This is a genomic window from Collimonas sp. (assembly GCF_039923675.1).
Taxonomy (GTDB): domain Bacteria; phylum Pseudomonadota; class Gammaproteobacteria; order Burkholderiales; family Burkholderiaceae_D; genus Collimonas.
Map to the genome: position 1 here is coordinate 116913 of NZ_JBDTCG010000089.1, position 24617 is coordinate 141529.

25 protein-coding genes are annotated in these 24617 nt (G+C 59.4%); 19 read left to right on the forward strand and 6 right to left on the reverse strand.

Translation table 11 applies throughout. The features are described from left to right. Window positions 1-45: 45 nt before the first annotated feature. Window positions 46-522: an Lrp/AsnC family transcriptional regulator gene (locus tag ABI171_RS19335; RefSeq protein ID WP_348094164.1), complete on the reverse strand. Its 477-nt coding sequence runs from the start codon at window positions 520-522 to the stop codon at window positions 46-48. Window positions 523-735: 213 nt separating this feature from the next. Between ABI171_RS19335 and ABI171_RS19340 the strand changes: the two genes are divergently transcribed. The 6 genes from ABI171_RS19340 (at window position 736) to ABI171_RS19365 (ending at window position 7384) form a co-directional block, all read left to right on the forward strand. Next, on the forward strand, window positions 736-1710 hold the full coding sequence (locus ABI171_RS19340) for an ABC transporter substrate-binding protein (protein WP_348094165.1): 975 nt from the start codon (window positions 736-738) through the stop codon (window positions 1708-1710). Window positions 1711-1872: 162 nt separating this feature from the next. Beyond that, complete coding sequence (locus tag ABI171_RS19345) at window positions 1873-2826, forward strand: ABC transporter permease (protein WP_348094166.1); 954 nt, start codon at window positions 1873-1875, stop codon at window positions 2824-2826. Beyond that, complete coding sequence (locus ABI171_RS19350) at window positions 2826-3620, forward strand: ABC transporter ATP-binding protein (protein WP_348094167.1); 795 nt, start codon at window positions 2826-2828, stop codon at window positions 3618-3620. Before ABI171_RS19345 ends, ABI171_RS19350 begins: the two co-directional genes overlap by 1 nt. Window positions 3621-3662: 42 nt before the next feature. Next, the gene (locus ABI171_RS19355; RefSeq protein WP_348094168.1) at window positions 3663-4925 is read left to right on the forward strand and encodes a Glu/Leu/Phe/Val dehydrogenase dimerization domain-containing protein; all 1263 of its coding nucleotides are present in this window, start codon (window positions 3663-3665) and stop codon (window positions 4923-4925) included. Between the two features lie 59 nt (window positions 4926-4984). Continuing rightward, entirely contained in the window at window positions 4985-6061 is a 1077-nt protein-coding gene (hppD, locus tag ABI171_RS19360; RefSeq protein ID WP_348094169.1) for a 4-hydroxyphenylpyruvate dioxygenase, read from the forward strand. A 234-nt stretch (window positions 6062-6295) separates the two neighbouring features. Then, window positions 6296-7384 (forward strand): porin, encoded by a 1089-nt coding sequence (locus ABI171_RS19365; RefSeq protein WP_348094170.1) that lies wholly within the window; start codon window positions 6296-6298, stop codon window positions 7382-7384. Between the two features lie 91 nt (window positions 7385-7475). On the opposite strand, the gene ABI171_RS19370 is transcribed toward ABI171_RS19365, so the two are convergent. The 3 genes from ABI171_RS19370 to modA all read right to left on the reverse strand — a co-directional run bounded on the left by ABI171_RS19370 (window position 7476) and on the right by modA (window position 9674). Next, window positions 7476-8150 carry an ATP-binding cassette domain-containing protein gene (locus ABI171_RS19370; protein ID WP_348094171.1) on the reverse strand — a complete coding sequence of 225 codons (675 nt, stop codon included), beginning with the start codon at window positions 8148-8150 and terminating at the stop codon, window positions 7476-7478. Between the two features lie 10 nt (window positions 8151-8160). Continuing rightward, window positions 8161-8838 (reverse strand): molybdate ABC transporter permease subunit, encoded by a 678-nt coding sequence (gene modB / locus ABI171_RS19375; RefSeq protein ID WP_348094172.1) that lies wholly within the window; start codon window positions 8836-8838, stop codon window positions 8161-8163. Window positions 8839-8912: 74 nt separating this feature from the next. Then, window positions 8913-9674, reverse strand: coding sequence for a molybdate ABC transporter substrate-binding protein (gene modA / locus ABI171_RS19380; RefSeq protein WP_348094173.1), 762 nt, complete (start codon window positions 9672-9674; stop codon window positions 8913-8915). 157 nt (window positions 9675-9831) lie between these two features. On the opposite strand from modA, the gene ABI171_RS19385 reads away from it, so the two are divergent. The 5 genes from ABI171_RS19385 to rlmJ all read left to right on the forward strand — a co-directional run bounded on the left by ABI171_RS19385 (window position 9832) and on the right by rlmJ (window position 14092). Then, the gene (locus tag ABI171_RS19385) at window positions 9832-10209 is read left to right on the forward strand and encodes a LysR family transcriptional regulator (protein WP_348094174.1); all 378 of its coding nucleotides are present in this window, start codon (window positions 9832-9834) and stop codon (window positions 10207-10209) included. Between the two features lie 52 nt (window positions 10210-10261). Further along, the gene (locus ABI171_RS19390; protein ID WP_348094175.1) at window positions 10262-12025 is read left to right on the forward strand and encodes a ClcB-like voltage-gated chloride channel protein; all 1764 of its coding nucleotides are present in this window, start codon (window positions 10262-10264) and stop codon (window positions 12023-12025) included. Between the two features lie 172 nt (window positions 12026-12197). Continuing rightward, window positions 12198-12452 (forward strand): GlsB/YeaQ/YmgE family stress response membrane protein, encoded by a 255-nt coding sequence (locus ABI171_RS19395; RefSeq protein WP_348094176.1) that lies wholly within the window; start codon window positions 12198-12200, stop codon window positions 12450-12452. Beyond that, window positions 12452-12982: a hypothetical protein gene (locus ABI171_RS19400; protein WP_348094177.1), complete on the forward strand. Its 531-nt coding sequence runs from the start codon at window positions 12452-12454 to the stop codon at window positions 12980-12982. The genes ABI171_RS19395 and ABI171_RS19400 overlap by 1 nt, the downstream gene beginning before the upstream one ends. A gap of 201 nt (window positions 12983-13183) precedes the next feature. After that, window positions 13184-14092, forward strand: coding sequence for a 23S rRNA (adenine(2030)-N(6))-methyltransferase RlmJ (gene rlmJ / locus ABI171_RS19405; RefSeq protein ID WP_348094178.1), 909 nt, complete (start codon window positions 13184-13186; stop codon window positions 14090-14092). Window positions 14093-14126: 34 nt separating this feature from the next. Here the strand turns inward: rlmJ and msrB are convergent, their stop codons facing one another. Both msrB and ABI171_RS19415 read right to left on the reverse strand, forming a co-directional pair. Next, a complete protein-coding gene (gene msrB / locus ABI171_RS19410; protein WP_348094179.1) occupies window positions 14127-14612 on the reverse strand; it encodes a peptide-methionine (R)-S-oxide reductase MsrB in 486 nt (161 codons plus the stop codon). Between the two features lie 69 nt (window positions 14613-14681). Then, window positions 14682-15701, reverse strand: a complete 1020-nt coding sequence (locus tag ABI171_RS19415) for a GlxA family transcriptional regulator (RefSeq protein ID WP_348094180.1) — start codon at window positions 15699-15701, stop codon at window positions 14682-14684. Between the two features lie 188 nt (window positions 15702-15889). Here ABI171_RS19415 and choX point away from each other — a divergent pair, with 188 nt between their 5' ends. The 8 genes from choX to pnuC form a co-directional block, all read left to right on the forward strand. Continuing rightward, a complete protein-coding gene (choX, locus tag ABI171_RS19420) occupies window positions 15890-16843 on the forward strand; it encodes a choline ABC transporter substrate-binding protein (protein WP_348094181.1) in 954 nt (317 codons plus the stop codon). A gap of 37 nt (window positions 16844-16880) precedes the next feature. Continuing rightward, window positions 16881-17771, forward strand: coding sequence for a 3-keto-5-aminohexanoate cleavage protein (locus ABI171_RS19425; RefSeq protein WP_348094182.1), 891 nt, complete (start codon window positions 16881-16883; stop codon window positions 17769-17771). Window positions 17772-17810: 39 nt separating this feature from the next. Further along, window positions 17811-18770, forward strand: a complete 960-nt coding sequence (locus tag ABI171_RS19430) for an L-carnitine dehydrogenase (protein ID WP_348094183.1) — start codon at window positions 17811-17813, stop codon at window positions 18768-18770. Window position 18771: 1 nt separating this feature from the next. Next, the gene (locus ABI171_RS19435; protein ID WP_348094184.1) at window positions 18772-19263 is read left to right on the forward strand and encodes a thioesterase family protein; all 492 of its coding nucleotides are present in this window, start codon (window positions 18772-18774) and stop codon (window positions 19261-19263) included. Between the two features lie 97 nt (window positions 19264-19360). Next, entirely contained in the window at window positions 19361-20344 is a 984-nt protein-coding gene (locus ABI171_RS19440; RefSeq protein WP_348094190.1) for a formylglycine-generating enzyme family protein, read from the forward strand. Between the two features lie 283 nt (window positions 20345-20627). Continuing rightward, window positions 20628-22910, forward strand: a complete 2283-nt coding sequence (locus tag ABI171_RS19445) for a TonB-dependent siderophore receptor (protein ID WP_348094185.1) — start codon at window positions 20628-20630, stop codon at window positions 22908-22910. A gap of 17 nt (window positions 22911-22927) precedes the next feature. Further along, entirely contained in the window at window positions 22928-24139 is a 1212-nt protein-coding gene (locus ABI171_RS19450; protein WP_348094186.1) for a phosphotransferase, read from the forward strand. Next, the coding region (gene pnuC / locus ABI171_RS19455; RefSeq protein WP_348094187.1) for a nicotinamide riboside transporter PnuC at window positions 24139-24617 on the forward strand (479 nt) is incomplete at its 3' end. The genes ABI171_RS19450 and pnuC, both read left to right, overlap by 1 nt.

The following is a 24617-nucleotide window of genomic DNA, read 5'->3' on the forward strand; positions in this document are numbered from 1 at the left end:
GGCCGCATCCCACAAGGATGCGGCTTTTTTATTGAATATGTGGTTTTACACGGCCGGCAGCGGCAACATATTGGTCGATTTGATTTCATCCAGGCAGACGCTGGAGCGTACCCCGCTGACGCCGCGCATGCGCATCAGCTTTTCCATCAGAAAATCCGACAATTCCTTCAAGTCGTGCGCGGTCACCTTCAGCACGTAATCAAAATCCCCCGTAATCGAATAGCACTCCAGGATCTGCGGCCATTCGTTGATGGCGGTCCTGAATCCCGACAAGTCGTTGATATGGCCTTTTTCCATCGATACATGGACAAAGGCAATCACAAACAATCCCAGGCTAGCTGGACTTAAGCGGGTTTCATAGCCTACGATGAAGCCAGCTTCCTCCAGCCGGCGATGGCGCCGGTGGCACTGCGGGGCCGACAGGTTGACAGCTTCCGCCAGTTCCAGATTCGACACGCGGCCGTTCTGCTGCAAAAAAGTTAACATTTTTCGATCGATTTGATCGATATCAATTTTGTGCAATTTATTCTCGATTTCCGGATGATTGGAGAAATTATATTTCATAACCGCATAAAAATCGGTCTCAACTCGCAAACCAATTTTCAGCGTTCAAAGCTATACTTTTTTCAAAATAAAAGATGGAGCTATAGGGGGCAGGTCGGAATGCACCCCTGTTGCAATATAATAAAGAGGCCGATTTCCGGCAACCAAACTGACTCATTTGGAGACAAAGTCATGAAATTTCCTTTCTTGCGTACCGTTATTGCGTCTGTAGTCTTGCTCAGCCTGGCGGGCGTATCTGCTTCAGCCGCCTACGCCGCCGACAAAACGGTCGTGGTTACTGCTATCGTTGAACATCCGGCGCTTGACGCCGTGCGCGATGGCGTCAAGGACGAGTTGAAAGCGGAAGGCTACGAAGCCGGCAAGAATCTGAAGTTCGAATATCAAAGCGCGCAAGGCAACACCGGTACCGCGGCGCAGATCGCCCGTAAATATGCCGGCAGCCAGCCCGATGTCGCCGTCGCCATTGCAACGCCGTCGGCCCAGGCGCTGGTGTCCGCCACCAAGACCGTACCTATCGTCTACGCTGCGGTGACCGATCCTGTCGCCGCCAAACTGGTGAAGAGCTGGGATGCATCCGGCACCAACGTCACCGGCGTTTCCGACGTCTCGCCGCTGGACAAGCAGATCGCGCTGATTCGCCAGGTAGTGCCGAAAGCCAAGCGCATCGGCATCATCTACAGCCCGGGTGAAGCAAACTCGGTGTCGATTGTCGAATCGTTGAAGAAACTGCTGGTCGGCACCGACCTGACTCTGGTCGAAGCCGCTGCCGCCCGCACCATCGATGTGCCGAGCGCCGCCCAAAGCCTGATCGGCAAGGCTGACGTGATCTACGCGCCGACCGACAACAACGTCATGTCTGCATTTGAAGGCATCGTCAAGGTGGCGGAACAGGCCAAACTGCCAATCGTTGCTGCCGATACCAGTGCTGTCAAGCGTGGCGCAGCAGCAGCCATCGGCTTGAACTACTACGATCTGGGCCGTCAGACCGGCAAGATCGTGGTGCGCATCCTGAAGGGCGAAGCGCCAGGCAAGATTGCTTCGCAAACCAGCACTACATTCGAGCTTCACGTGAATCCCAAGGCTGCGCTGAAACAAGGCGTGACCTTGTCGCCGGAACTGATCAAGTCTGCCAAAGTCGACGAATAAAGCGCTTGCGGATGGCTGTCGCAGCCATCCACTTGCTTGCTGTTTGTAGATATTGGTTTGCCTGATCTGGCGTGTTTTAGCTGAGCGGTCGCCGCCGATCCTGTCTGGATTGGCGCGGCGGCCGGTTCCGCAGCTTATTTAAGGATGTATTTAAGGATTTTTATGTCGCTCATCGCTTCACTTGGCGCCATCGAGATCGGCCTGATTTTCGGCCTGGTCGCACTTGGCGTGTTCTTGTCTTTCCGTGTCGTTAATTTTCCCGACCTGACGGTCGATGGCAGTTTTCCCCTCGGCGGCGCAGTCGCCGCAACCCTGATTGTCTCTGGCTGGAATCCTTTCCTGGCGACCTTCGCCGCGCTGCTGGCCGGCGGTATTGCAGGCTGCGTGACAGCTTGCCTCAACGTCTATCTGAAAATCATGCAATTGCTGGCCAGTATCCTGGTGATGATTGCCCTTTACTCCGTCAACTTGCGCATCATGGGCAAACCGAACGTGGCGCTGATCAGCGAACCGACGGTGTTCAGCATGATCAATATCGGCGATCTGCCCGATTACTGGGTGCAGCCTATCGTCATGGCGGTGATCGTGCTGGTCGCCAAGCTGTTGCTGGACGCGTTTTTCGCCTCCGAAACCGGGCTGGCGATGCGCGCCACCGGCGCCAATGCGCGCATGGCGCGCGCACAGGGTATTTCCACCAACCGCCAAACGGTCTGGGGCCTGGCGATTTCCAATGCGCTGGTGGCGCTGGCCGGCGCACTGTTCGTGCAGACCCAGGGCGGCGCCGATATCTCGATGGGCATCGGCACCATCGTGATCGGCCTGGCGGCGGTGATCATTGGTGAAACTGTGGTGCCGGCGCGCAGCCTGGTGATTACCACTGCTGCTTGTATTTTCGGTGCAGTGCTGTATCGCTTCTTTATTGCGCTGGCGCTGGATATGGATTTCATCGGCCTCAAAGCGCAGGATTTGAACCTGGTGACGGCGTTGCTGGTTGGCTTCGCCTTGCTGATCCCGAACTTCAAGCGCAGCTTCGGCCGCATGCGCGGCAAGCCAAGGAGCAAACCTTCCGGCGTTGCCAACAGCAACGGCCTGGCAGCCCGGAAAGGGGAAAACTGATGTTACAGCTCGATAATCTGGAAATCACTTTCAACCCCGGCACGCCGATTGAAAACAGGGTGTTGCGCGGTCTCTCGCTGGAGATCCCGTCGGGCCAGTTCGTCACGGTGATCGGCTCCAACGGCGCCGGCAAATCGACCATGCTGAATGCGGTCAGCGGCGACCTTATGGTTGACAGCGGCAGCATCAGGATCGACGGCGCCGACGCCACGCGGCGTTCCAGCTGGCAGCGCGCCGATCTGGTGGCGCGCGTGTTCCAAGACCCGATGGCGGGCACCTGCGAAAGCCTGACGATCGAAGAAAACATGGCGCTGGCCTGGAAGCGCGGCAGCGCGCGCGGCCTGCGTTTTTCGCTCAACCGCGGCATGCGCGAAGTATTCCGCGAAAAGCTCAGCATCCTCAACCTGGGGCTGGAAAACCGCTTGTCGGACCGCATGGGCCTGTTGTCCGGCGGCCAGCGCCAGGCGGTCAGCCTGCTGATGGCGTCGCTGCAACCGTCGCGCATCTTGCTGCTGGATGAACACACCGCCGCGCTGGACCCGAAAACCGCGGCCTTCATTTTGTCGCTGACGGCCAAGATCGTCGAATCCAGCCAGCTGACCACGATGATGGTGACGCACAGCATGCGCCAGGCGCTGGACTACGGCACCCGCACCGTGATGCTGCACGAAGGTAAAGTGATCCTGGACGTGCACGGCGAGCAGCGGCGCGGACTGGATGTGCCGGATCTGCTGCGCATGTTTGAAACCACGCGCGGAGAAAAAATTGATGACGACAAGCTCTTGCTCGGTTAAGCGGGCGCGGTCGTCATAACCAAAGCAGTATCAAGGAGAAGTATGAAAGCTTTACTGAATGCGTTTGAAAGCAAGGCGCCGGAAATCGTCTTTGAATGGCATGACGCCGAAACCCCCGCCCGCGGCTGGATCGTGATCAACTCCTTGCGCGGCGGCGCGGCCGGCGGCGGCACCCGCATGCGCAGCGGCCTCGACCGGCGCGAAGTGGAATCGCTGGCCAAGACCATGGAAGTCAAGTTCACCGTTTCCGGCCCGGCCATCGGCGGCGCCAAGTCAGGCATCGATTTCGATCCTGCCGATCCGCGCAAGGCTGGCGTGTTGAGCCGCTGGTACAAGGCCGTCACGCCTTTGCTCAAGACCTATTACGGCACCGGCGGCGACCTGAATATCGACGAAGTGCATGAAGTGATTCCTATGACCGAACGCTACGGCCTGTGGCACCCGCAAGAGGGGATCGTCAACGGCCATTTCCAGCCTACCGACAACGAGCGGATCCAGAAAGTCGGCCAGTTGCGCATGGGCGTGGCCAAGGTGGTGGAAGATGCGCGCTACACGCCGCAAGTCAGCCGCAAGTATCTGGTGGCTGACCTGATTACCGGCTGGGGCGTCGCGGAATCGGTACGTCACTATTACCGTTTGTATGGCGGCAGCGTCGAAGGCAAGCGCGTCATCGTGCAGGGTTGGGGCAATGTCGGTTCGACCGCGGCGTATTACCTGGCCAAGGCCGGTGTGCGCGTGGTCGGCATCATCGACCGCAACGGCGGCCTGATCAATGCCGGGGGCTTCAGCTATGAAGAAGTACACGCCTTGTTCCTGGCCAAGCAGGGCAACCAGCTGATCGCAGACAACATGCTGTCATTCGAAGCTTGCAACGCGGCCATCTGGAGCACCGGCGCCGATATCTTCCTGCCGTGCGCCGGTTCGCGCCTGGTCAGGCAGGAACAAGTCGACCAATTGATCGCCAACGGCCTGGAAGTGGTTTCCAGCGGCGCCAACGTGCCGTTTGCCGATAGTGACATTTTCTACGGTCCGATCTATGAACACGCCGACAATCGCGTGGCGGTGATTCCCGATTTTGTCGCCAATTGCGGTATGGCGCGCGCCTTTGCTTTCCTGATGCAGAGCCAGGTCGAAGTGTCCGACGAAGCGATCTTCGGCGACGTCTCCGCCACCGTGGCGGCAGCGCTGGAAAAATGCCACAGCCGTTCGGCCAGCACTACCGGTATCGCCAAAGTGGCGTTTGAAATCGCTTTGCAACAACTGATTACGCCAGAAACTTCGGAGACTGCTGTCGTCACACAATGATGTCCGCTAATCCGTTTTGATCCAGTCCACCAGACTTTTATATTATTCAGGAGTACCTTATGTCCGATCTTTTTGAAAATCCCATGGGCCTGTGCGGCTTTGAGTTTGTCGAGTACGCCTCGCCGCTTGCGAACGTGATCGAGCCTGCCTTCGAAGCCATGGGCTTCGTCAAGGTTGCGCGTCATCGTTCCAAAGACGTGACCCTGTACCGCCAGGGCGATATCAATTTCATCATCAACCATGAGCCGCAAAGCCCGGCGCATTACTTTGCCGCGGAACACGGTCCGTCGGCCTGCGGTATGGCGTTCCGCGTCAAGGATGCGCACAAGGCTTACCAACGCGCGCTGGAGCTGGGCGCCGAGCCGATGGACATGAAGACCGGCGTGATGGAACTGCGTTTGCCGGCGATCAAAGGCATCGGCGGCGCGCCGCTGTATCTGATCGATCGTTTCACGCCGGGCAAATCGATCTATGACATCGACTTTGAATTCATCGAAGGGGTGGAGCGCAATCCTGTCGGCGCCGGCCTGAAAACCATCGACCATCTGACCCATAATGTGTACCGCGGCCGCATGGCGCACTGGGCGGCTTTCTACGAGCGACTGTTCAATTTCCGCGAAGTCCGTTATTTCGATATCAAGGGCGAATACACCGGCCTGACATCGAAAGCGATGAGTGCGCCGGACGGCAAGATCCGCATTCCTTTGAACGAAGAATCGTCCAAGGGCTCGGGTCAGATCGAAGAATTCCTGATGCAGTTCAGCGGCGAGGGTATTCAACATATCGCCCTGGCGACCGACGATTTGGTGAAAACCTGGGATGCCTTGAAAAAAATGGGCACCAAATTCATGGTGGCGCCACCGGCGACCTATTACGAAATGCTGGAAGGGCGCTTGCCAGGCCACGGCGAACCGGCCGACCAGCTGCAAATGCGCGGCATCCTGCTGGATGGCGTTTCCAATAACGACGGCCGGCGGTTGTTGCTGCAAATCTTTTCGGCCAACACGCTGGGCCCGGTATTTTTCGAATTCATCCAGCGCAAAGGCGACGAAGGCTTCGGCGAAGGTAATTTCAAGGCCTTGTTCGAATCGATTGAGCGCGACCAGATTCGCCGTGGCGTGTTGAAGGCCGAATAAATTTTTAAGCTGTACCAAGTTGTGTTTTCGCAACAACTTGTCTTGCAAGAAAGTTGTCCTGCTATTATGGCGGGGCAGCTTTACGCTAGCATCGCCGAAATGGCGGCGTTGCCGCAGTTGTAGTGAGCAGTAGCGGTAAAGCGACGGAGCCTGAGCGTTCATCACTTTGATGACGCTGCGATCCTGGCGCTGTCGTAAAAAAATCTAAAAACTATTAATCCTATGGAGACGTGCATGAAAAAATATTCTTTGTTGCTGGTAGCGGCGGGCCTGGCCAGTAGCGGCGCGATGGCGCAAACCAATGTCACCATCTACGGCATTGTCGATACCAGCTTCCGTTACGTCAGCAGCGACAACGCCGCCGGCCAAAAGAACTTCCGTATCGATAACGGCGCAATTTCCAACAGCCGCCTCGGTTTCAAAGGCACTGAAGACCTGGGCGGTGGCCTGAAAGCGATTTTCCGTCTGGAAAACGGCTTCAACTCCGATACCGGCAGCTTGTCCAGCAGCGGCACTTTGTTCAGCCGCCAATCGTGGGTAGGTCTGAGCGGTGGTTTCGGGCAGGTTACCCTGGGCCGTCAACAGACGCCGCTGTTCGATCTGATGGCCGATCATTTTGATCCGCTGACTGTCGGTAATTACGACCAGAACGCTTGGATGCCGGCAGGCGCCACGCTGATCCGCAATTCCAACATGGTCAAGTACACAGGCAGCGCTGGCGGTTTTGCCGGCGCCTTGAGCTATGCTTTCGGCGAGAAGGCCGGATCGGTCAAGCAAGGCAGCCAGTTTGGCGCAACCGGACAATACACCATTAGCGGATTTTCCTTCGGCGGTGGTTATCAGCAAACCGTCAGCCCGGTCAATACCGACTGGAAAGACACTGTGTATAACGTGAGCGCTTCCTATGCGTTCGGCGCGGCCAAGCTGTTCGGCGGCTACTATCGCATCAAGGACAACACCGGCACCACGCCAGCCTATTTCGGCGTCGCCAATAGCCCAGCCTCGATCAATGGCGGTATCGCCGGCGTTCAACGCACCGACAATGCTTACTTCCTGGGTGCGACTTTCCAGGCAACCCCAGCCTGGTCGCTGACTGCGGCCGGCTACTATGACAAGAGCAAGAACGTTACCGTGGCTTCCCTGGGCAACCTGGGCGACGGCAGCCGTTACGCGCTGGTCGGCGTGGCGGAATATGCTTTGTCCAAGCGTACCCAGGTGTACGGTACGGTCGACTACAACAAGGCTAAAGATGCAGCCTTGTCGGAACTGGTTGGCAAGGATAGCGTGACTGGCGTCGGCGTCGGTATCCGTCACATTTTCTAAATAACAGAATCGAAGCTGCCTTAGCCGGCAGCTGACAGCAATATAGAAAAAGCGCAGGACCGAGCCGGTTCTGCGCTTTTTTTATGAGCGCTTAGTTGGCCGGCCTGGCAATGCTGCCGTCGCGGATTTCGAATATCTCATCGCCCAATAGTGCGAGGTCCGCCGGATCGTGCGTGATCACCATCATCGGCACATTCAACCGGCGTTGTAACTCGGACAGCTCGTAGCGCATCTTGTCGCGCAAGTTCAAATCGAGTGCGGAAAACGGCTCATCCAGCAGCAGGATATCCGGCTCCAGCACCAGCGCCCGAGCCAAGGCCACGCGCTGGCGCTGGCCGCCGGACAGCTGATGCGGATAACTGTTGGCGGTGGCGCTCAGCTCGAACGAAGCCAGCCATTTTTGCACCGCCGGATGTTCTTGCGGACGGCGTAGGTTGGTGCTGCCTGAGCGCAGGCCGAAAGCCACGTTCTGCGCCACGGTAAGGTGCGGAAACAGGGCATAGTCCTGGAACAGGTAGGCCACCTTGCGCCGTTGCGGCGGCAGGCAAATCCCGGCTGCGCTGTCGAACAAGATATTTTTCTTGAGACGTATCAGGCCCTCGTCGGGCGTCAGCAAACCGGCAATCGCGCGCAATGTCAGGCTCTTGCCCGCGCCCGAAGGGCCGTACAACACCACCCGGTTGCTCTCGGTGCGCAAGACGATGTCCAGATTGAAGCCGCGGTCGTCGGCTTGCATGTGTTTGCGGATGCGGATTTCTATGGTCATGGCGCTATCCTCATGACTCTCTGCGACGCTGGCTTCTCGGCAGCAGGCGGCCGGCGATCAGCAACACCACGATGCAGGTGGCCGAGGTAATCAGCACCAGCAGGTTGGCGGTCTGGTCATCGCCCGCTTGCACCGCTTCATAAATCGCCACCGACAAAGTCTGGGTGCGGCCCGGCAGGTTACCGGCAATCATCAGCGTCGCGCCGAACTCGCCGAGCGCACGGGCGAAGGCCAGCAGGACGCCGGCGGCAATGCCCTTGGAGGCTAGCGGCAAGGTGACGCGGAAGAATACTCCAGCCTCAGAAACGCCTAGCACACGGGCTGCATTTTCCAGTTGCGAATCGACGTTCTCAAAGGCGGCGCGGGCGGATTTGAGGACCAGAGGAAAGGCGACAATGGTGGCGGCGATCACCGCACCCTGCCAGGTGAAGACCAGCTCGATGCCCCATTTCTCCAGCCAGGCGCCGAACACGCCGCGGCGTCCCAGCAGCACCAGCAGATAGTAGCCGAGCACGGTCGGCGGCAGCACCAGCGGCAAGGTCAGGACGGCGTCGACCAGATCGCGCGCCGGCGACCGCCAGCGCGACAGGCCATAGGCGGCGGCAACGCCGAACAGCATGTTGAGCAAGGTGGCCCAGCCTGCGACTTTGAGTGACAGCAGCAGGGCGACCCAGACACCGCTGTTCATGACTTCTGCTTTCTATTCACCTTGGAACTTGCCTTGGATGCTGCGCCCGAAGGCTTGACGATAACACTGCACCATCAGGGTTTCAAGAAGCCGTAGCGCGCCAGCGTGGCCTGACCGGTGGGCGACAAGACATAGGCGACGAACTTGGCCGCCATCTCAGCCTGCTTGGTATTGGCGGTAACCGCGATCGGATAGCTCACCGGCGTTTGCGAAGGCACGCGCAGGGCGACTTTCACCTTGTCCGGCATGATCGCCGCATCGGTAGAGAACACAAAGCCGGCTTCGACTTCGCCGCGCGCCACGTAATCCAGGCTCTGCCGTACATTTTGCGCCGGCACGCCCTTGGCCGATACGGCGTCCCACAGGTTGGCGTATTCCAGTGCGGCTTTGGTGTAGCGGCCGACCGGCACCGACGCCGGATTGCCGTAAGCTATGCGCTTCACGGCAGGCTGGGTCAGGTCTTGCAATTGCGCGATATGCAGTGTGCTATCCGCCGGCACGATCAGCACGATCTGGTTATTCGCGAAGTTCTTGCGGCTGGCGGCTAGCACCGCTTTTTCCGATTCGGCCTTGTTCATGGCTTCCTGGTCGGCCGAGGCAAAGACGTCGGCCGGCGCGCCCTTGATGATCTGCTGCAGCAAGACATCGGAGGCGGCGAAGTTGAGCAGCACCTTGGTATCCGGATTCTGTGCTTCAAAGGACTGACCCAGTTCCTTGAATGCATTGGTCAGGCTGGCTGCGGCCGAGACCACCAGGTCGGCGGCATGGACCGCTGGAGTCAACAGGAGAAGGGGAAAGGCACTGGCTATAACAAGGCGTTTGAAGCGGCACAACATCGCAGTATCTCCCGGGCGGAAAGTGGCAAAATGGAAAGCGAAATATATGGCAGGATACAGCGTGAGTCAACTTGAAAAGCGGGATGTGATTGCCTGTGTGCAATGGTTGTCAACAAAATATCCGTACTAAGCTTACCTCCTTGCTACAATCCCGCCTATGGCAAATTCCAAATCGATACGGCTCAGAGTGTTGCAAGGCGAGACGATCGCCTTCGGTCCCGGCAAGGCGGCGTTGCTGCAGGCGATACAGCAAAGCGGCTCGATTTCCGCCGCGGCGCGGGCGATCGGCATGTCTTACCGGCGCGCCTGGCTGCTGGTCGAGGCGATGAACCAGTGCTTCAAGCTGCCTCTGGTGGCGACCGCGACCGGCGGCGCCAAGGGTGGCGGCGCGCAGGTGACGCCGATGGGGCAAGAGGTCCTGTCGCATTATCAGGCGATGCAGGGCAGGGCCGAGGCGGCGGTGGCGGCCGACATGGCGTATTTCGCCGGCTTGATGGCGGCGCTGGACACCCCTTCGGACGCAACACGCCATTAAGCTGGCTGCCAGCGACCGCACTCTCACCACGATCATCTTGCCATCACACGCCATGCTCTCAAGCAGCACACTCCGCAGCACACTTCTCGGTTACCGGATTCGCCTGCAACGCCTGTTCCATTTTTCGGAAAGCCATTCGATGCTGCTGTGGGCGGCGGTGGTCGGTTTCCTGGGCGCTTTGGCGACGATCTTGTTCCGTGAATGCATCTATGGCTTGCAGCAGTTGCTGACCGGCCAGAGCGGCAGCTTCGTCGCGATGGCCAGGAGTTTGCCTTGGTGGGCGCGGCTGGCGTTGCCGGCCGCCGGTGGCTTGGTGGCTGGCGCGATCCTGATATGGGCGAAGCGGATGCCATCCAGCGCCACCTCGGATTACATGGAGGCGGTGGCCATCGGCGACGGCAATATCCCGGTGCGGGAGAGCCTGCTGCGTAGCCTGTCGTCGCTGGCGACGGTGGTGTCTGGCGGCTCTATCGGGCGCGAAGGACCGATGGTGCAACTGGCGGCGCTGGCGGCGTCGCTGGTGGGGCGCTTTACCCATTTCAGTCCGGCCCGGCTGCGCTTGCTGGTGGCATGCGGCGCGGCGGCGGGGATTACCTCGGCCTATAACGCGCCGATTGCGGGCGCATTTTTTGTGACCGAGATCGTACTGGGCGCGATTGTGATGGAGAGTTTCGGGCCGGTGGTGGTGGCTTCCGTGGTGGCCAACATCACCATGCGCGAGCTGCCCGGTTATCACCCGGCCTATGAGATGCCGCCGTTCCCGCCGGTGGCCGGTATGGAGATCTTGTGGTTTGTGCTGCTGGGGATCATGGCCGGCGTCGCCGCGCCGCAATTCTTGCGCCTGCTGGCGTTTTCCAAGCAAGCGTTTACCAGGACTGCCTTGCCGCTGCCGCTGCGGCTGTGCGTGGGCGGTTTGCTGGTCGGCTTCATCTCGATCTGGATGCCGGAAGTGTGGGGCAACGGTTATAGCGTGGTCAATTCCTTGCTGCATACGCCCTGGCTGTGGTGGAGCGTGCTGCTGGTGCTGGTGCTGAAGGTGGTGGCGACTTCCATCACTACCGGTTCCGGCGCGGTCGGCGGCATCTTCACGCCGACCTTGTTTGTCGGCGCCGCCATCGGCTACCTGTTCGGGCAAGTGCTGCACGCACTGCTGCCGGGCATGACTTCGGCGCCGTTTGCGTACGCCATGGTGGGCATGGGCGCTTTCCTGGCGGCGGCTACCAGCGCGCCGTTGATGGCGATCCTGATGATTTTCGAGATGACCTTGAGTTACCAGGTGGTGCTGCCATTGATGCTGTCCTGCGTGGTGGCATATTTCGTGGCGCGCAGCATCAACGGTACGTCGATGTACGATATCACCATCAAGCGCAACCGCGACGCGCAGGAGCGGGTGCGCTTGCGCGGCATCCACATGAGCGAGCTGATCCGGCCAGCCGATACAGTGTTGCCGCTGACGGCGTCGTTCGCCGAGATCAGTGGCTTGTTCCTGAAGTATCCGGTGAAATACATCTATATCGTCGACCCGCGCAATCGTTATTGCGGCGTGGTGGCGCTACAGGATATTACCTCCTGTCTGCTGGAAAAGGCCGATACCCAGGCCAAGGTCGCCGAGGATTTCGTGCGCCGGGAATTCCTGCATGTGGTGACGCCGGACATGTCGCTCGGCGATGCCTTGCAATCGTTTCTGGATCATCAGGGCGAACGGTTGCCGGTGGTGCGCAGCCATGAGGATCCGGAGTTGCTGGGGGCGGTGTATAAGACCTCGCTGCTGGATGCGTATTTCCGGCTGGACCGCTCGCACGAGTTGCGCGCTTAGGGTACGCGCAGTAGCCGCCAATCATCTAAAAATGATTTTTAATCAATATTTCACATAAGTTTGCATGTCAAACGCTGCAGATGGCTGGACTTTGCACTATATTGGACCCCGGGCCGGCGGTTTACACTTAGCGTGGCCGGTTCGTATTCCACATCAACCTCGAGGAGCATCAATGGAAATTCTGGGGACCATCATCGTAGGTTTCATCGTCGGCGTGATCGCTAAACTGATCCATCCCGGGCGCGAGAACATGGGTTTCATCGTTACGACTTTGCTGGGTATCGCCGGCTCGTTTCTGGCCGGTTATATCGGCCAGGCCTTGGGCTGGTACCACGCCGGCCAAGGAGCAGGGTTTATCGGATCCATCATCGGCGCGTTTGTGTTGCTGGTGATTTATGGTTTCGTCAAAGGCAAGGCAGCCAGCTGATGCTGGAACGCCTGCCATGGCGCAAGCCTGCCAAGCAGACAGCGGGAATATTGCTTCCCGCTTCTGAAACCGCGCTGCACGCGGTGCGCCTGCGTTGCCGCCAGATGGTGGCGAAGCGTGCGCTGTTGTCGGCGGGCGCTTCCGCCTTGCCGATCATGGGTGTCGATATTGCGGTGGATATCCACCTGCTGTCGCGCCTGATCGAAGACGTCAACGCCGCCTTCGGCCTGACGCCGCAACAGATCGAAAAGCTGCAACCCAAGCTCAGGGTAGCCACTTACAGCACCATCGTCGGCCTTGGCAGCACGCTGGTGGGGCGGGTGGTGACGCGCGAACTGATGCTGAAAATCCTGACCCGCAGCGGCGTCAAGATCGTTTCCAAGAATGCGACCCGGCTGGTGCCTATCGCCGGACAGATGGTGTCGGCGGCGATCGGTTTTTCGGCTTTCCGGGCAATAGGCAACAAGCATATTGAAGCTTGCGTCGAGGTGGCGGAACAGATGTTGAAAATGCAATCCATAGTCGATTAGATTGCCTGCCCGGCTCGCTATCTTCGTCATTGCATGCAGCAATGTTAGAATGCGGGTCGTTTACGCGGCGCAACGCTAAGAATTGCAGCTTCGCCAGCGGCTTTACCGCACTCCTACATGTCAGCCCGGCCGGCTTTACGCTTGCCCGCCGGCCCTTTGATGTAGAGTGTGGCAACACACTTCACCACGATAGAGTTCCCTATGTTGAGTTACCGCCATGCCTTCCACGCCGGCAATCACGCCGATGTGCTGAAGCACTTGGTCACCATCCAGTTGTTGCGTTACCTGGGCCAGAAGGATACGTCCTACATGGTCATCGATACCCACGCCGGTGCCGGCGTGTATGCGCTGGATGGCGGCTATGCCTCGAAAAATGCCGAATTCGAGAGCGGCATCAGTCGCCTCTGGGACCGCAAGGACCTGCCGCCGGCAGCGGCCGAATATGTCGACGTGGTCAGGCAGCTGAACCCGGATGGCAAGCTGCGTTATTACCCGGGCTCGCCGTATTGCGCCGATGCCGTCATGCGCGAGCAGGACCGTTTGCGCCTGTTTGAATTGCACCCGAGCGACGGCAAGATCCTGACCGATAATTTCCGCCGCCTGGAAACGGAACGCAACCCGCGCGGCAATGGCCGTGGCAAGCGCGTCATGATCCACTTGGGCGACGGCTTCCTCGGCTTAAAGGCTTTGCTGCCGCCGCCGTCGCGCCGCGGCCTGGTGCTGATCGACCCGCCGTACGAGGTGAAGGACGATTACCAGCACGTCAAAAAAACCATCGAAGATGCCTTGATCCGCTTTTCCACCGGCACCTATGCGATCTGGTACCCGTTGCTGAACCGCATGGAGTCGCGGCAACTGCCGGACAAGCTGAAGCGCATGAAAGCCAATGGCTGGTTGAATGTCACGCTGACGGTCAAGACGCCGTCGCCGGATGGTTTCGGGTTGCACAGCAGCGGCATGTTCGTGATCAATCCGCCGTGGACGCTGGAGCCGATGCTGAAGGAATTGATGCCTTACCTGGTCAAGGTAATGGGTACCGATTCCGGCGCCGGTTTTACGCTGGAATCGGGACAGACCAAAGCGGTCGATACCGGCACGCGTCGAGTATAAAGGCAAAGAGGCGCCGGCTTCAGCGGCGGCGCCGTCAGATTTCCGGCGTGAATTTCAAAACCGCGCCGTTCATGCAGTAACGCAGGCCGGTCGGTTTCGGGCCGTCGTCGAAGACATGCCCCAGATGGCCGCCACAGCGGCGGCAATGCACCTCGGTGCGATTCATGCCGAGCGTGCTGTCGGTTCTGGTGACAATGGCGTTCGGCAGCGGCTGCCAGAAGCTGGGCCAGCCGGTGCCGCTGTCGAATTTGGTCTTGGACGAGTACGCCGGCAGGTCGCAACCGGCGCAAGAAAACGTGCCAACCCGTTTTTCATGGTCGAGTGGACTGGAATATGGCCGCTCGGTACCTTCCTGCCGCAAAATCACATATTGGGTCGGATTCAGGAGATGTTTCCATTCGGCATCGGTATGCATGATTTCATAGGTTTCCGCCGTCGCCCGCCAGCCTAGCGCGGCCAGTAATCCGCCCGTTAGCAATGTCCTGCCGATCCTGAATAGCATGTTGCGTCGCGTTAGCATGACAATATCTCCTTAGATCGCTTCATACATTCAATATACGAAGAAACCCGGCGCATGGATGCAATGAAATTAATCAGCGTCTGGCTTGCCGCTAGTGTGCTCCGGTTTACACCGGGCTGCACGGTCTTGCTTAGGGCTGCGCTGGAAACGGCTGCGATAGGCGCGCGAAAAATAGGACGGTGATTCGAAGCCGCACGCGACGCAGATCGCCGTGATGCCCATCTCGCTCTGTTGCAACAGCTGGCGCGCCTGATCCAGCCGTAGGCCCAGGTAGAAATGGGTAGGCGTGTCATGCAGGTGCGCGCTGAACAAGCGTTCCAGCTGACGCCGGGTGACGCCGATGGACGTCGCCAGCTGGTCGGTGGAGAGCGGCTCTTCCAGGTTTTTCTCCATCAAGCCGATGATTTGCGTGGTTTTCAGGTTATGCACGCCGTAGCGCGCGCTGATCTGCATGCGCTGATGATCCGATTGCTGGCGGATCTTGCTCATCACGAATTGCTCCGAGACCGCGGTCGCCAGTCCGGCCCCATGCTGGCGGGCGATCCAATCCAGCATCATGTCAATACCCGCGGTGCCGCCGGCGCAGGTCAGACGCCGTTGCTCGTTCTCGAATAATTCCTGGGTGACTGTCGTGCTCAGCGACGGATAACGCTCCTTGAACGACGCCACCGCCTCCCAGTGCAGCGTGATTTTCTGCTGTTGCAGCAAGCCGGCCTCAGCCAGCAGGAAGCAGCCGGTATCGATGGCGCCCAAGGTGCCGCCGGCCCGGTCCAGCTTGCGCAGCCAGACGCCGATTGCAGGGTGATAGTAAGTCAGCGGATTGAAACCGGCGACGATGAACAGGGTATCCACCTGTTTGACGTTGTCAAACGCCGCCTCGGCATTGATCGACATGCCATTGCTGGCCAGCACCGGGCCGCCGTCGACGCTCAGAATCCGCCACCGATACGGTGCGCCGGGAAAGCGATCGCCGAGAAAGCGGTTGGCGACGCGCAAGGGCTCCAGCACCGAAGCGAAGCCCATGACGGAAAACTCCGGCAATAACAGAAAGTCGATCTGGTCGGCGTCATGGCCGGGAAGGGATGTCATGCGCATAAGATGGCTGTTGGCTTGGTCGGATGATAGACCAACTGTATAAATTACAAAAAAATATCTGGAAATTTGCAGATCCGTCTTGATTTGAACCGAGGTCGCCACAGCCCAAGGACAGGTCGCAATAGGTCGAGTCGCGCCTTGCCCTCGCAGGTAAATTCTGTACTGCAGACATAGGAGAAGACATGATTTCATTGCTACGTAGATGTTGCGGCATGGTTTTGTTTTGCGTGCTGGGGTTGCCGGCGTTGTCAGCTTATTCCCAAGAGCAGGAGAGCTGCCGCCAAGTACGCTTTGCAGATATCGGCTGGACCGATATCACGGCGACCACGGCGCTGGCGTCGCTATTGTTCGACGGCCTGGGCTACAAGCCGACGACCCGCAACGTCTCCGTGCCGATTTCACTGGTCGGGCTGAAGAATCGCCAGCTTGACGTCTCGTTGGGTTACTGGGACCCGATCCAAACGCAGAGCGTCGAGCCGCTGCTCAAGGCCGGCAGCTTCATGATGCTGGACAAGCCTAACCTGGTCGGCGCCAGGACCATGCTAGCGGTGCCGAGTTATGTCGCCGACGGCGGCCTGAAAAGCGTGGCCGATATCGCCAGATACAAAGACCGGCTGGACGGCAAGATTTTCGGCATAGAGCCGGGCAGCAGCGCCAACAGCAAGATCCAGGCAATGATAGACAACAACCTGTTCGGCCTGGGCGGTTTCAAGCTGGTGCAGTCGAGCGAGGCCGGGATGCTGTCGGAGGTGCAGCGCGCCGCGCGCCAGAATAAATGGATCGTGTTCTTCGCCTGGGAACCGCATCCGATGAATATCCAGATGAAACTCACTTATCTCACCGGCGGCGACAGCGTCTTTGGCGCCAGCTCCGGCGCTGCGCAAGTGCACACGCTGGTGGCGAACGATTACCTCACGCGCTGCCCGAATGCCGGCAAGCTGATCTCGAATCTGCAGTTCACTACCGATATCGAAAATCACTTGATGGCCTCCATCATGGCGAAGACGGATCCGGCCACGACCGCCAAGGAATTCCTCCGTAAAAATCCACAGACGCTGGAGCAATGGCTGGCCGGCGTCAACACCTTCGACGGCCGCGATGGTTTGACCGAAGTCAAAAAGCACTTGGCAATGTAAAGCGTCCGCTCACCAACCCCAATCAAGGAATATCGCAATGAATCACGAAGTCATTGTCACCTGCGCCGTGACCGGCGCCGGCGATACTGTCGGCCGCCATCCGGCCATCCCCGTTACGCCGCAGCAGATCGCCGCCGCCGCGGTGGAGGCCGCCAAGGCTGGAGCCACCGTCGTCCATTGCCATGTGCGCGACCCCGCCAGCGGCAAGCCCAGCCGCGATCCTGAGCTGTACTACGAGCTGGTGGACAGGATCCGTGATTCCGGCGTCGACATGATACTCAACCTGACCGCCGGCATGGGCGGCGACCTTGAGATCGGCGCCGGCGAAGAGCCGCTGCGCTTCGGTCCCGGCACCGACCTGGTGGGCGGACTGACGCGCCTGATCCATATCGAACAATTGCTGCCGGAAATCTGCACGCTCGATTGCGGCACGCTGAATTTTGGCGATGGCGACCAGATTTATGTCTCCACCCCCAACCAGTTACGCGCCGGCGCCAAACGCATCCAGGAGCTCGGCGTGAAAGCCGAGCTGGAAGTATTCGATACCGGCCATCTGTGGTTCGCCAAGCAGATGATGAAGGAAGGTCTGCTCGGCGACATGCCCCTGTTCCAGTTATGCCTCGGCATTCCATGGGGCGCGCCGGCCGATACCGGCACCATGAAAGCGATGGTCGACAACATGCCGCCCGGCGCCGTCTGGGCCGGCTTCGGCATCGGCCGCATGCAGATGCCGATGGTGGCGCAGGCGGTTCTGCTGGGTGGCAATGTGCGGGTCGGGCTGGAAGACAACCTGTGGCTGGACAAGGGCGTGTACGCCAGCAATGGCAGCCTGGTGGAGCGCGCCGTCGACCTGATCGGCAAGCTGGGAGCCGGCACCCTGACGCCGGAGCAGGGGCGGAAAAAGCTGGGATTGACGAAGCGCGGATAACTTGCCGGCTACCGACTATTGAAGCAACGAGATAAAAACATGATCACTGATATCAAAACTTTTGCAGCGCTGGGCGTTGGCGTCATTGGTAGCGGCTGGATCGCCAGGGCGCTGGCGCACGGCCTGGATGTGGTGGCCTGGGATCCGGCGCCGGGCGCGGAAGTGCAACTCCGCGGGCGGCTGGCGAATGCCTGGCCGGCGCTGGAGCGGCAGGGCTTGCGCGCAGGCGCGTCGCTGTCGCGCCTGCGCTTCGTGGCGACCATAGAGGAGTGCGTGCGGGAAGCCGATTTTATCCAGGAAAGCGCGCCGGAACGGCTGGAGCTGAAAATCGGCCTGCACGCAAGAATCAGCGCCGCGGCCAAGCCGGACGCCATCATTGCTTCCTCGACCTCGGGTTTGCTGCCATCGGATTTTTATGCAGATGCGAAAAATCCGCAGCGCTGTATCGTCGGCCATCCTTTCAATCCAGTGTATCTGCTGCCGTTGGTAGAAGTGCTGGGCGGCCAGAAAACCGCGCCGCAAGCGATTCAGGCCGCGATCGGCATCTACAGCGAACTCGGCATGCGGCCGCTGCACGTACGCAAGGAAGTGCCCGGCTTTATTGCAGACCGCTTGCTGGAAGCGGTCTGGCGCGAAGCCTTGCATCTGGTGAACGACGGCGTCGCGACTACCGGCGAGATCGATGATGCGATCCGCTTCGGCGCCGGCATCCGCTGGTCTTTCATGGGCACTTTCCTGACCTATACACTGGCTGGCGGTGACGCCGGCATGCGCCACTTCATGCAACAATTCGGGCCAGCGCTGGAACTGCCGTGGACCAAGCTGGTGGCGCCGCAACTGACGGACGAGCTGATCGAAAAAGTAGTCGACGGCACCAGCGCCCAGCAAGGGCAGCGCTCGATCAAGCAACTGGAGCGCTATCGCGACGATTGCATCATCAGCGTGATGAACGCAGTCAAGGACGCCAAGCAACGCCATGGTTTGCAATTCGAGGAATGATATGACCGGCACAAAACCGATCCCTGCCGCTCCCTTGCAACTGTATTGTGGTGTGGTGCGCCCGGAATGGGTGGACTATAACGGCCACCTGCGCGATGCGTTTTACCTGTTGATTTTCAGTTTTGCGACCGACGCCCTGATGGATTACATCGGTCTCGACGAGGCTGAGCGGCAGCGTTCCGGATCATCCATGTACACGCTGGAAAGTCACATCAATTATTTGAAAGAGGTAAAGGCCGGCGCCATGGTCAGAGTGCAGACCAGGTTGCTGGCACACGACGCCAGGCGGCTGCAGATCTATCATTCGATGCATTTGGAGGAGGGGGAAGAGACGCTGGCGGCCAGCGAGCAGATGTTGCTGCATGTCGATATGCGGGGCCCTGCAGCCACGCCTTTTGCCGATGCGGTGGCGCAGCGCTTGCACCGGATATTTGCAGCGCACAGCCAGCTATCAACGCCCAAATATGCCGGCAGGCAGATTCGCATGAAATGAAGCTGTCAGATGATGTTTTTAATTTAATGCATTTTTGACACCTTAAATGTTTTCCACTGGGCTATACTGCGGCATTTTCGATGACGGAGTTGACGTGATGATCAGATCGCCCTTGCGCTTCATGCTTTCAGTGTTGTTGGTATTGCTCTTCAATCTGGCGCACGCAGGCAACGAAGCAAACCAGCCCGGTAGCGTATTTCAAGACTGTGCTGACGGCTGCCCTAAAATGGTGTGGCTGCCGACCGGTTCGTTCAGCATGGGATCCGAGGCCAGCGAAGCCGGCCGTTTTGGCAACGAAGGTCCGGTCCACACGGTGACCATCGCCTATCAGCTGGCGGTCGGACAAACCGACGTTACCCGTGGTGAGTTCGCCCAGTTTGTGAAAGAAACCGGCTACAACGCTGACAGCGACTGCTACGCCTGGGAGAGCGCCCACTCGGTGTTTGTCAATGAAACCTGGGCTGTGGCGGCCGGCCGCAACTGGCGCAAACCGGGTTATGCGCAAGAGGACAACCATCCCGTGGTGTGCGTCAACATGACCGACATCACCGCCTATGCCGCCTGGTTAAGCGGCAAGACGCAAAAAGCCTACCGGCTTCTGAGCGAAGCGGAATGGGAATACGCCGCGCGCGCCGGCGCCAAGGCGGCTCACTACTGGGGCGACGATGCGGTCCTGACCTGCCAGTTTGCGAATGTGGCTGACCATTCCTGGAAGCCGGTTTCCTCCGCCAGCAAGGAAGTGCCGTTCAACTGCCAGGATAATTTTGCGCAGACTTCACCGGTCGCCAGCTTCAAGCCGAATCAGTTCGGTCTCTACGACATGCTGGGGAACGTCTGGCAATGGACATCCGACTGCTATGCCGATAACTACGCCGCCAGCCCCGCCGACGGCAAACCGGCCGCAGGCGGCCAGTGCGCCGGCCGTGCGTTGCGCGGCGGTTCATGGGATTTCGGCCCGCGATACGTGCGCTCTGCGCGCAGGTTGCGGACGCCACCGGCATTCCGGAAAAATGAAGTCGGGTTCCGCCTGGCGGTAGTGGCCTCCGCTGCAACTGCTCCTGCTGTCTCCAGCGGACAATAAACACAAGCGTTATTGCCGCAGCCCCTGTCTGTCTGGCAGGGGCGCTTGCCGTCCCTGGCAGATTTTCCGTAGCTGTTGCTTCGATGAAATTTTCTGTATTCTGCAATTTGCTCCCAACCTATCTCCCGCCTTGTCAATGCCCGTGCAACATGTAGGGTATTGCGCAGTTTTTACGTATCGATAGAAGATTAGACGGATAATGCGGATCCTGTTTTCATCACGCCCGGATTTCCAGACGCAATATGCGGGTGCGTTATCTATTTGATATGGCGTCGACACAATAATGACAACTACGAAAAAAACCTATCCATTGGCCGGGAGGCGGGTAGCGCTGCACACCAAAAGAAAATTGCTGATTACCTTGATTGCCGCCGCGACTGCCGGCATGGCGCATGCGCAAAGCGACCCGGAACAGAAAAACAAGCCGGCTGCCGACGGCGGGCAGGGCGTCCAGCCGCAAACTGCTCAGCAACAAGCCGACACTACGCTGCCGACTGTGACAGTGACCGGCACTGGACCCGTCGCCGACAGCTACCGCAAGAAATCGGCCGCCATCGCCAGCTTCGGTGAAGCCTCTTTGCTCGATACGCCAGCCTCGATTTCCGTGATTACCCGCAGCCAGCTGGACGACCAGCAGTCGCGTTTGCTGAGCGACGTCATACACAACGACGCTGCGGTCGGCGACAATTACGCGCCGGTCGGCTACTACGAAAACTTTAGCATCCGCGGCTTCCCGCTGGACCTGGCGTCAAGCTTTCAGATCAACGGCACGAGCATCGCCGGCGAACAGAATGTGGCGCTGGAAAACAAGGAAAACGTAGAGATCCTGAAAGGCCTGGCCGGCCTGCAAAGCGGCATGGCGGCGCCTGGCGGCCTGATCAACTATGTCACCAAGCGGCCCGCAGATGTGCGCTCAGTCACCCTGGAAACCGACTCGCGCGGTTCGCGCTATCTGGCGACCGATATCGGCACCCTGTTTGGCGAACAAAAACAAATCGGCCTGCGCATCAATGCTGCACACGAGAGCTTGCATTCGTATGTGAACGACGCCGACGGCGAGCGTAACTTTGCCTCGCTGGCTGCCGACTGGGTGATCAGCCCGCAGGCGCGGCTGCAATTCGATGCCGAGTACCAGCACCGCGAGCAGCGCTCAGCGCCCGGTTATCAACTGCTTGGCGGCACTGTGGTCCCAAGCAATGTGTCGCCCGAAAAACTGCTGGGCGCACAGCCATGGGCCAAACCGGTGACGATCAACTCAGTGAATCTGAATCTGCGCCTGGATCTCGATCTGGCGCCGGACTGGCACGCCTACGTCGCGGCCAGCCGCAGCCGGGTAGTGATCGACGATAACTCCGCCTTTCCCTACGGTTGCGGCTATGGCGCCACTTGTGGCGAGGGCGGTACGCCAGCCCGCTATTTCAGCGCCAACGGCGATTTCGATATCTACGATTACCGCTTCCCGGATGACACGCGGCGCAACGATCAGTTGCAAGCCGTACTGCAAGGCCGTGTGGATACCGGCAAGGTCCGCCATGATCTGACCTTGGGTGCAAGCATCTTCCGCCGCACCGTATCGCAGAGCGACGGCGTCAACGAGTACGTCGGCAGCGATAATATCTATAATCCGAATCCGATCGTCTATGCGCCGTCGCCGCTGACGCCGGATGCTTCCACATTGCGGCTGGACAGCCGGCAGCAGGCGTTGTTCGCGGTTGATCGCATCAGCCTGACACCGAAATGGCAGCTGATTGCCGGCGCGCGGCAGGTGTGGGTGAACGAACGGGCGCTGGATGGCACCGGTGCGACCACGCGCACCACCGACAAATCCCTGTTGTTGCCGCAAATCGCAATGATTTACAAACCGCAAGCCGACCTGTCGCTCTACACCAGCTACAGCAAAGGCTTGACCATGGGCGGCCAGGCGCCGTTCTGGGCCGAGAATGCCTACGCCTTCCTGGCGCCCACCGTATCGCACCAGGTCGAAGCCGGCGTCAAATACGAGTGGCGCGACGAGCTCAGCCTGAGCGCGGCAATTTTCCAGATGACCAAGCCGTATGAGTATCCGAAGCCGGACGCCAATGGCTTCACCTATACCCAGCAAGGTACGGAAACCCATCGCGGCATCGAGCTGAGCGCCGCCGGCCAGGCCAGCAAGCAGTTACGGCTGACCGCCAGCCTGGCCTTGATCCAGGCGCGCGCAGAGGATACCGGTACGCCGGCCTACGACGGCCACCAAGCCATCAACGTGCCGCGCCTGCGCGCAGCCTTGTATGCCGCCTACACGGTGCCGCAAGTCACCGGCCTGACCTTGCTCGGCGGCTGGCAATACAGTGGCAGCAAAGTGGCGACGCGCGAAGGCAATGTCGATGTTCCCGCCTATAATTTGTTCGATGCCGGCCTGCGTTATAAAACCAGCCTGTCCGGGCATCCGACCGTGTTCCGGCTGAGCGTGGACAATCTGTTCGACAAACGCTACTGGAAAGACGTTGGCGAGTATTTCGGCGATAGCTATCTGCATCTGGGCGCTCCGCGTACCGCGCGGCTGTCTGTCCAGTACGATTTTTAACCCCGCTTAGGTTCTGCATGAAGGAAGTTAAACCAGACGCCGTTGCCAGCCTGCCCGCATTGCTGAGCCATGGCATGGGGCTGGATGTGGTACAGCCGAGCTGGCCGTCATTGACCTTGGATGAAGTCGCGCGCCTGCTGTTTCATTATCCGCAGGCCGGCGCTGTCACGCACATCAACTGGCATAGTCCGCGGCCGTTTTCCAGCGCCTGTGTGGCTGACGCTGAATCAGGTCCCTTGTTTATCAAGCGTCTGTTGCGGGAGATAAGGACGGTCGCCGAGCTGGAAGACGAGCACCGCTTCATGGCCCATCTGCGATCTCAAGGACTGGCCGTCAGCGAAGTGCTGGGCACCAGCGATGGCAGTACGGCCTTTGCCGACGGCGATTGGACTTATGAAGTACAACGGGTCGGGCAGGGCATCGACCGCTACCGCGACGCCACGTCATGGACGCCGTTTCTCAGTTGCGCTGATGCGGCGGCGGCGGGGCGCGAACTGGCCCTGCTGCATCTGGCGGCGCGCGGCTACGATGCGCCGGTGCGCAACACCAAGTTGCTGGCATCCGGCTTTACCTTGCTGAATGAAGAGCAGCCGCAAGCAGTGCTGGGCCGGATCCAGGCTTACATCCAGGAACGTCCGGCGCTGACGGCCTATCTGGCGCAACGCGACTGGCGCCATGACGTGACGCGGGTGCTGTTGCCATTCCATGCTGCTCTCAGCCCCTTGCTGCATGGCTTGACGCCACTGTGGACGCATAACGACTGGCACGCCTCCAATTTACTATGGCAAGCCGATGGCGAGCCTGCCGTCGTCAAGACGGTGCTCGATTTCGGCCTGGCCGACCGCACTTGCGCCGTGTACGATCTGGCCAATGCGATTGAACGCAATCTGATCGAATGGCTGGCTATGCCCATGGCCAGCGGCGATCAGCGCCATCTGGTGCATATCGACCAGCTGGACGCGCTGCTGGATGCCTATGAAACGGTGGTGCCCTTGTCGGCGCTGGAGGCGGCCGCATTACCGGCTTTGCTGCCGCTGGTGCATATCGAGTTCGCGCTGTCCGAGCTGGCGTATTTCCATGGCGTGCAGCACTCCGCCGAAAACGCAGCGCTGGCCTACGATACCTATTTTCTCGGCCATGCGGAATGGTTCAACAGCGACGCCGGCCAGTATCTGCTGGATCACCTGCGCCGCCGCGCCGCCCTTAACATCCAACCGCAGGAGTCTTGATGTCAGCATTGGAAATCATTGCCGTCATAGTCAGCGCCCTGGCCGTCTGGCTCACTGCGCGCCGTCATCTGTGGTGCTGGCCGATCGGGCTGGTCTCGGTGTTGCTATATGCGCGGATATTCTTCACTGCCAAACTGTATTCAGACCTGTTGCTGCAATTGATCTTCGCGGTGATGCAGTTGTATGGCTGGTGGCAGTGGAGCCGTGCCACGCCAGACAGTCTGGATAGCCACAGCCAGATCCTGCCGCAACGCCTGCCGCTGTCCGGCTGGCTGGCGGGTTTGCTGGCTGGCGTCTGCGGCAGTGTTTTACTGGGATATGTGATGGCGCGCTTCACCGACGCCCATATTCCGTGGCTGGATTCCGCGTTGACCAGCTTCAGCCTGGTCGCGCAGTTCTGGATGGCGCGCAAATTCGTCGCCAACTGGTGGTTGTGGATAGTGGTCGACATCATCTATGTCGGCGTGTATGTCTATAA

Coding starts and splice junctions, on each gene's coding strand:
- ABI171_RS19355 (WP_348094168.1), top strand. CDS start 3,663: ATGAAAGCTTTACTGAATGCGTTTGAAAGCAAGGCGCCGGAAATCGTC.
- ABI171_RS19425 (WP_348094182.1), top strand. CDS start 16,881: ATGAATCACGAAGTCATTGTCACCTGCGCCGTGACCGGCGCCGGCGAT.
- ABI171_RS19415 (WP_348094180.1), bottom strand. CDS start 15,701: ATGACATCCCTTCCCGGCCATGACGCCGACCAGATCGACTTTCTGTTA.
- ABI171_RS19440 (WP_348094190.1), top strand. CDS start 19,361: ATGATCAGATCGCCCTTGCGCTTCATGCTTTCAGTGTTGTTGGTATTG.
- ABI171_RS19385 (WP_348094174.1), top strand. CDS start 9,832: ATGGCAAATTCCAAATCGATACGGCTCAGAGTGTTGCAAGGCGAGACG.
- hppD (WP_348094169.1), top strand. CDS start 4,985: ATGTCCGATCTTTTTGAAAATCCCATGGGCCTGTGCGGCTTTGAGTTT.
- ABI171_RS19390 (WP_348094175.1), top strand. CDS start 10,262: ATGCTCTCAAGCAGCACACTCCGCAGCACACTTCTCGGTTACCGGATT.
- ABI171_RS19445 (WP_348094185.1), top strand. CDS start 20,628: ATGACAACTACGAAAAAAACCTATCCATTGGCCGGGAGGCGGGTAGCG.
- ABI171_RS19370 (WP_348094171.1), bottom strand. CDS start 8,150: ATGACCATAGAAATCCGCATCCGCAAACACATGCAAGCCGACGACCGC.
- choX (WP_348094181.1), top strand. CDS start 15,890: ATGATTTCATTGCTACGTAGATGTTGCGGCATGGTTTTGTTTTGCGTG.
- ABI171_RS19430 (WP_348094183.1), top strand. CDS start 17,811: ATGATCACTGATATCAAAACTTTTGCAGCGCTGGGCGTTGGCGTCATT.
- ABI171_RS19345 (WP_348094166.1), top strand. CDS start 1,873: ATGTCGCTCATCGCTTCACTTGGCGCCATCGAGATCGGCCTGATTTTC.
- modB (WP_348094172.1), bottom strand. CDS start 8,838: ATGAACAGCGGTGTCTGGGTCGCCCTGCTGCTGTCACTCAAAGTCGCA.
- modA (WP_348094173.1), bottom strand. CDS start 9,674: ATGTTGTGCCGCTTCAAACGCCTTGTTATAGCCAGTGCCTTTCCCCTT.
- ABI171_RS19350 (WP_348094167.1), top strand. CDS start 2,826: ATGTTACAGCTCGATAATCTGGAAATCACTTTCAACCCCGGCACGCCG.
- ABI171_RS19365 (WP_348094170.1), top strand. CDS start 6,296: ATGAAAAAATATTCTTTGTTGCTGGTAGCGGCGGGCCTGGCCAGTAGC.
- ABI171_RS19395 (WP_348094176.1), top strand. CDS start 12,198: ATGGAAATTCTGGGGACCATCATCGTAGGTTTCATCGTCGGCGTGATC.
- rlmJ (WP_348094178.1), top strand. CDS start 13,184: ATGTTGAGTTACCGCCATGCCTTCCACGCCGGCAATCACGCCGATGTG.
- ABI171_RS19340 (WP_348094165.1), top strand. CDS start 736: ATGAAATTTCCTTTCTTGCGTACCGTTATTGCGTCTGTAGTCTTGCTC.
- ABI171_RS19435 (WP_348094184.1), top strand. CDS start 18,772: ATGACCGGCACAAAACCGATCCCTGCCGCTCCCTTGCAACTGTATTGT.
- msrB (WP_348094179.1), bottom strand. CDS start 14,612: ATGCTAACGCGACGCAACATGCTATTCAGGATCGGCAGGACATTGCTA.
- ABI171_RS19400 (WP_348094177.1), top strand. CDS start 12,452: ATGCTGGAACGCCTGCCATGGCGCAAGCCTGCCAAGCAGACAGCGGGA.
- ABI171_RS19450 (WP_348094186.1), top strand. CDS start 22,928: ATGAAGGAAGTTAAACCAGACGCCGTTGCCAGCCTGCCCGCATTGCTG.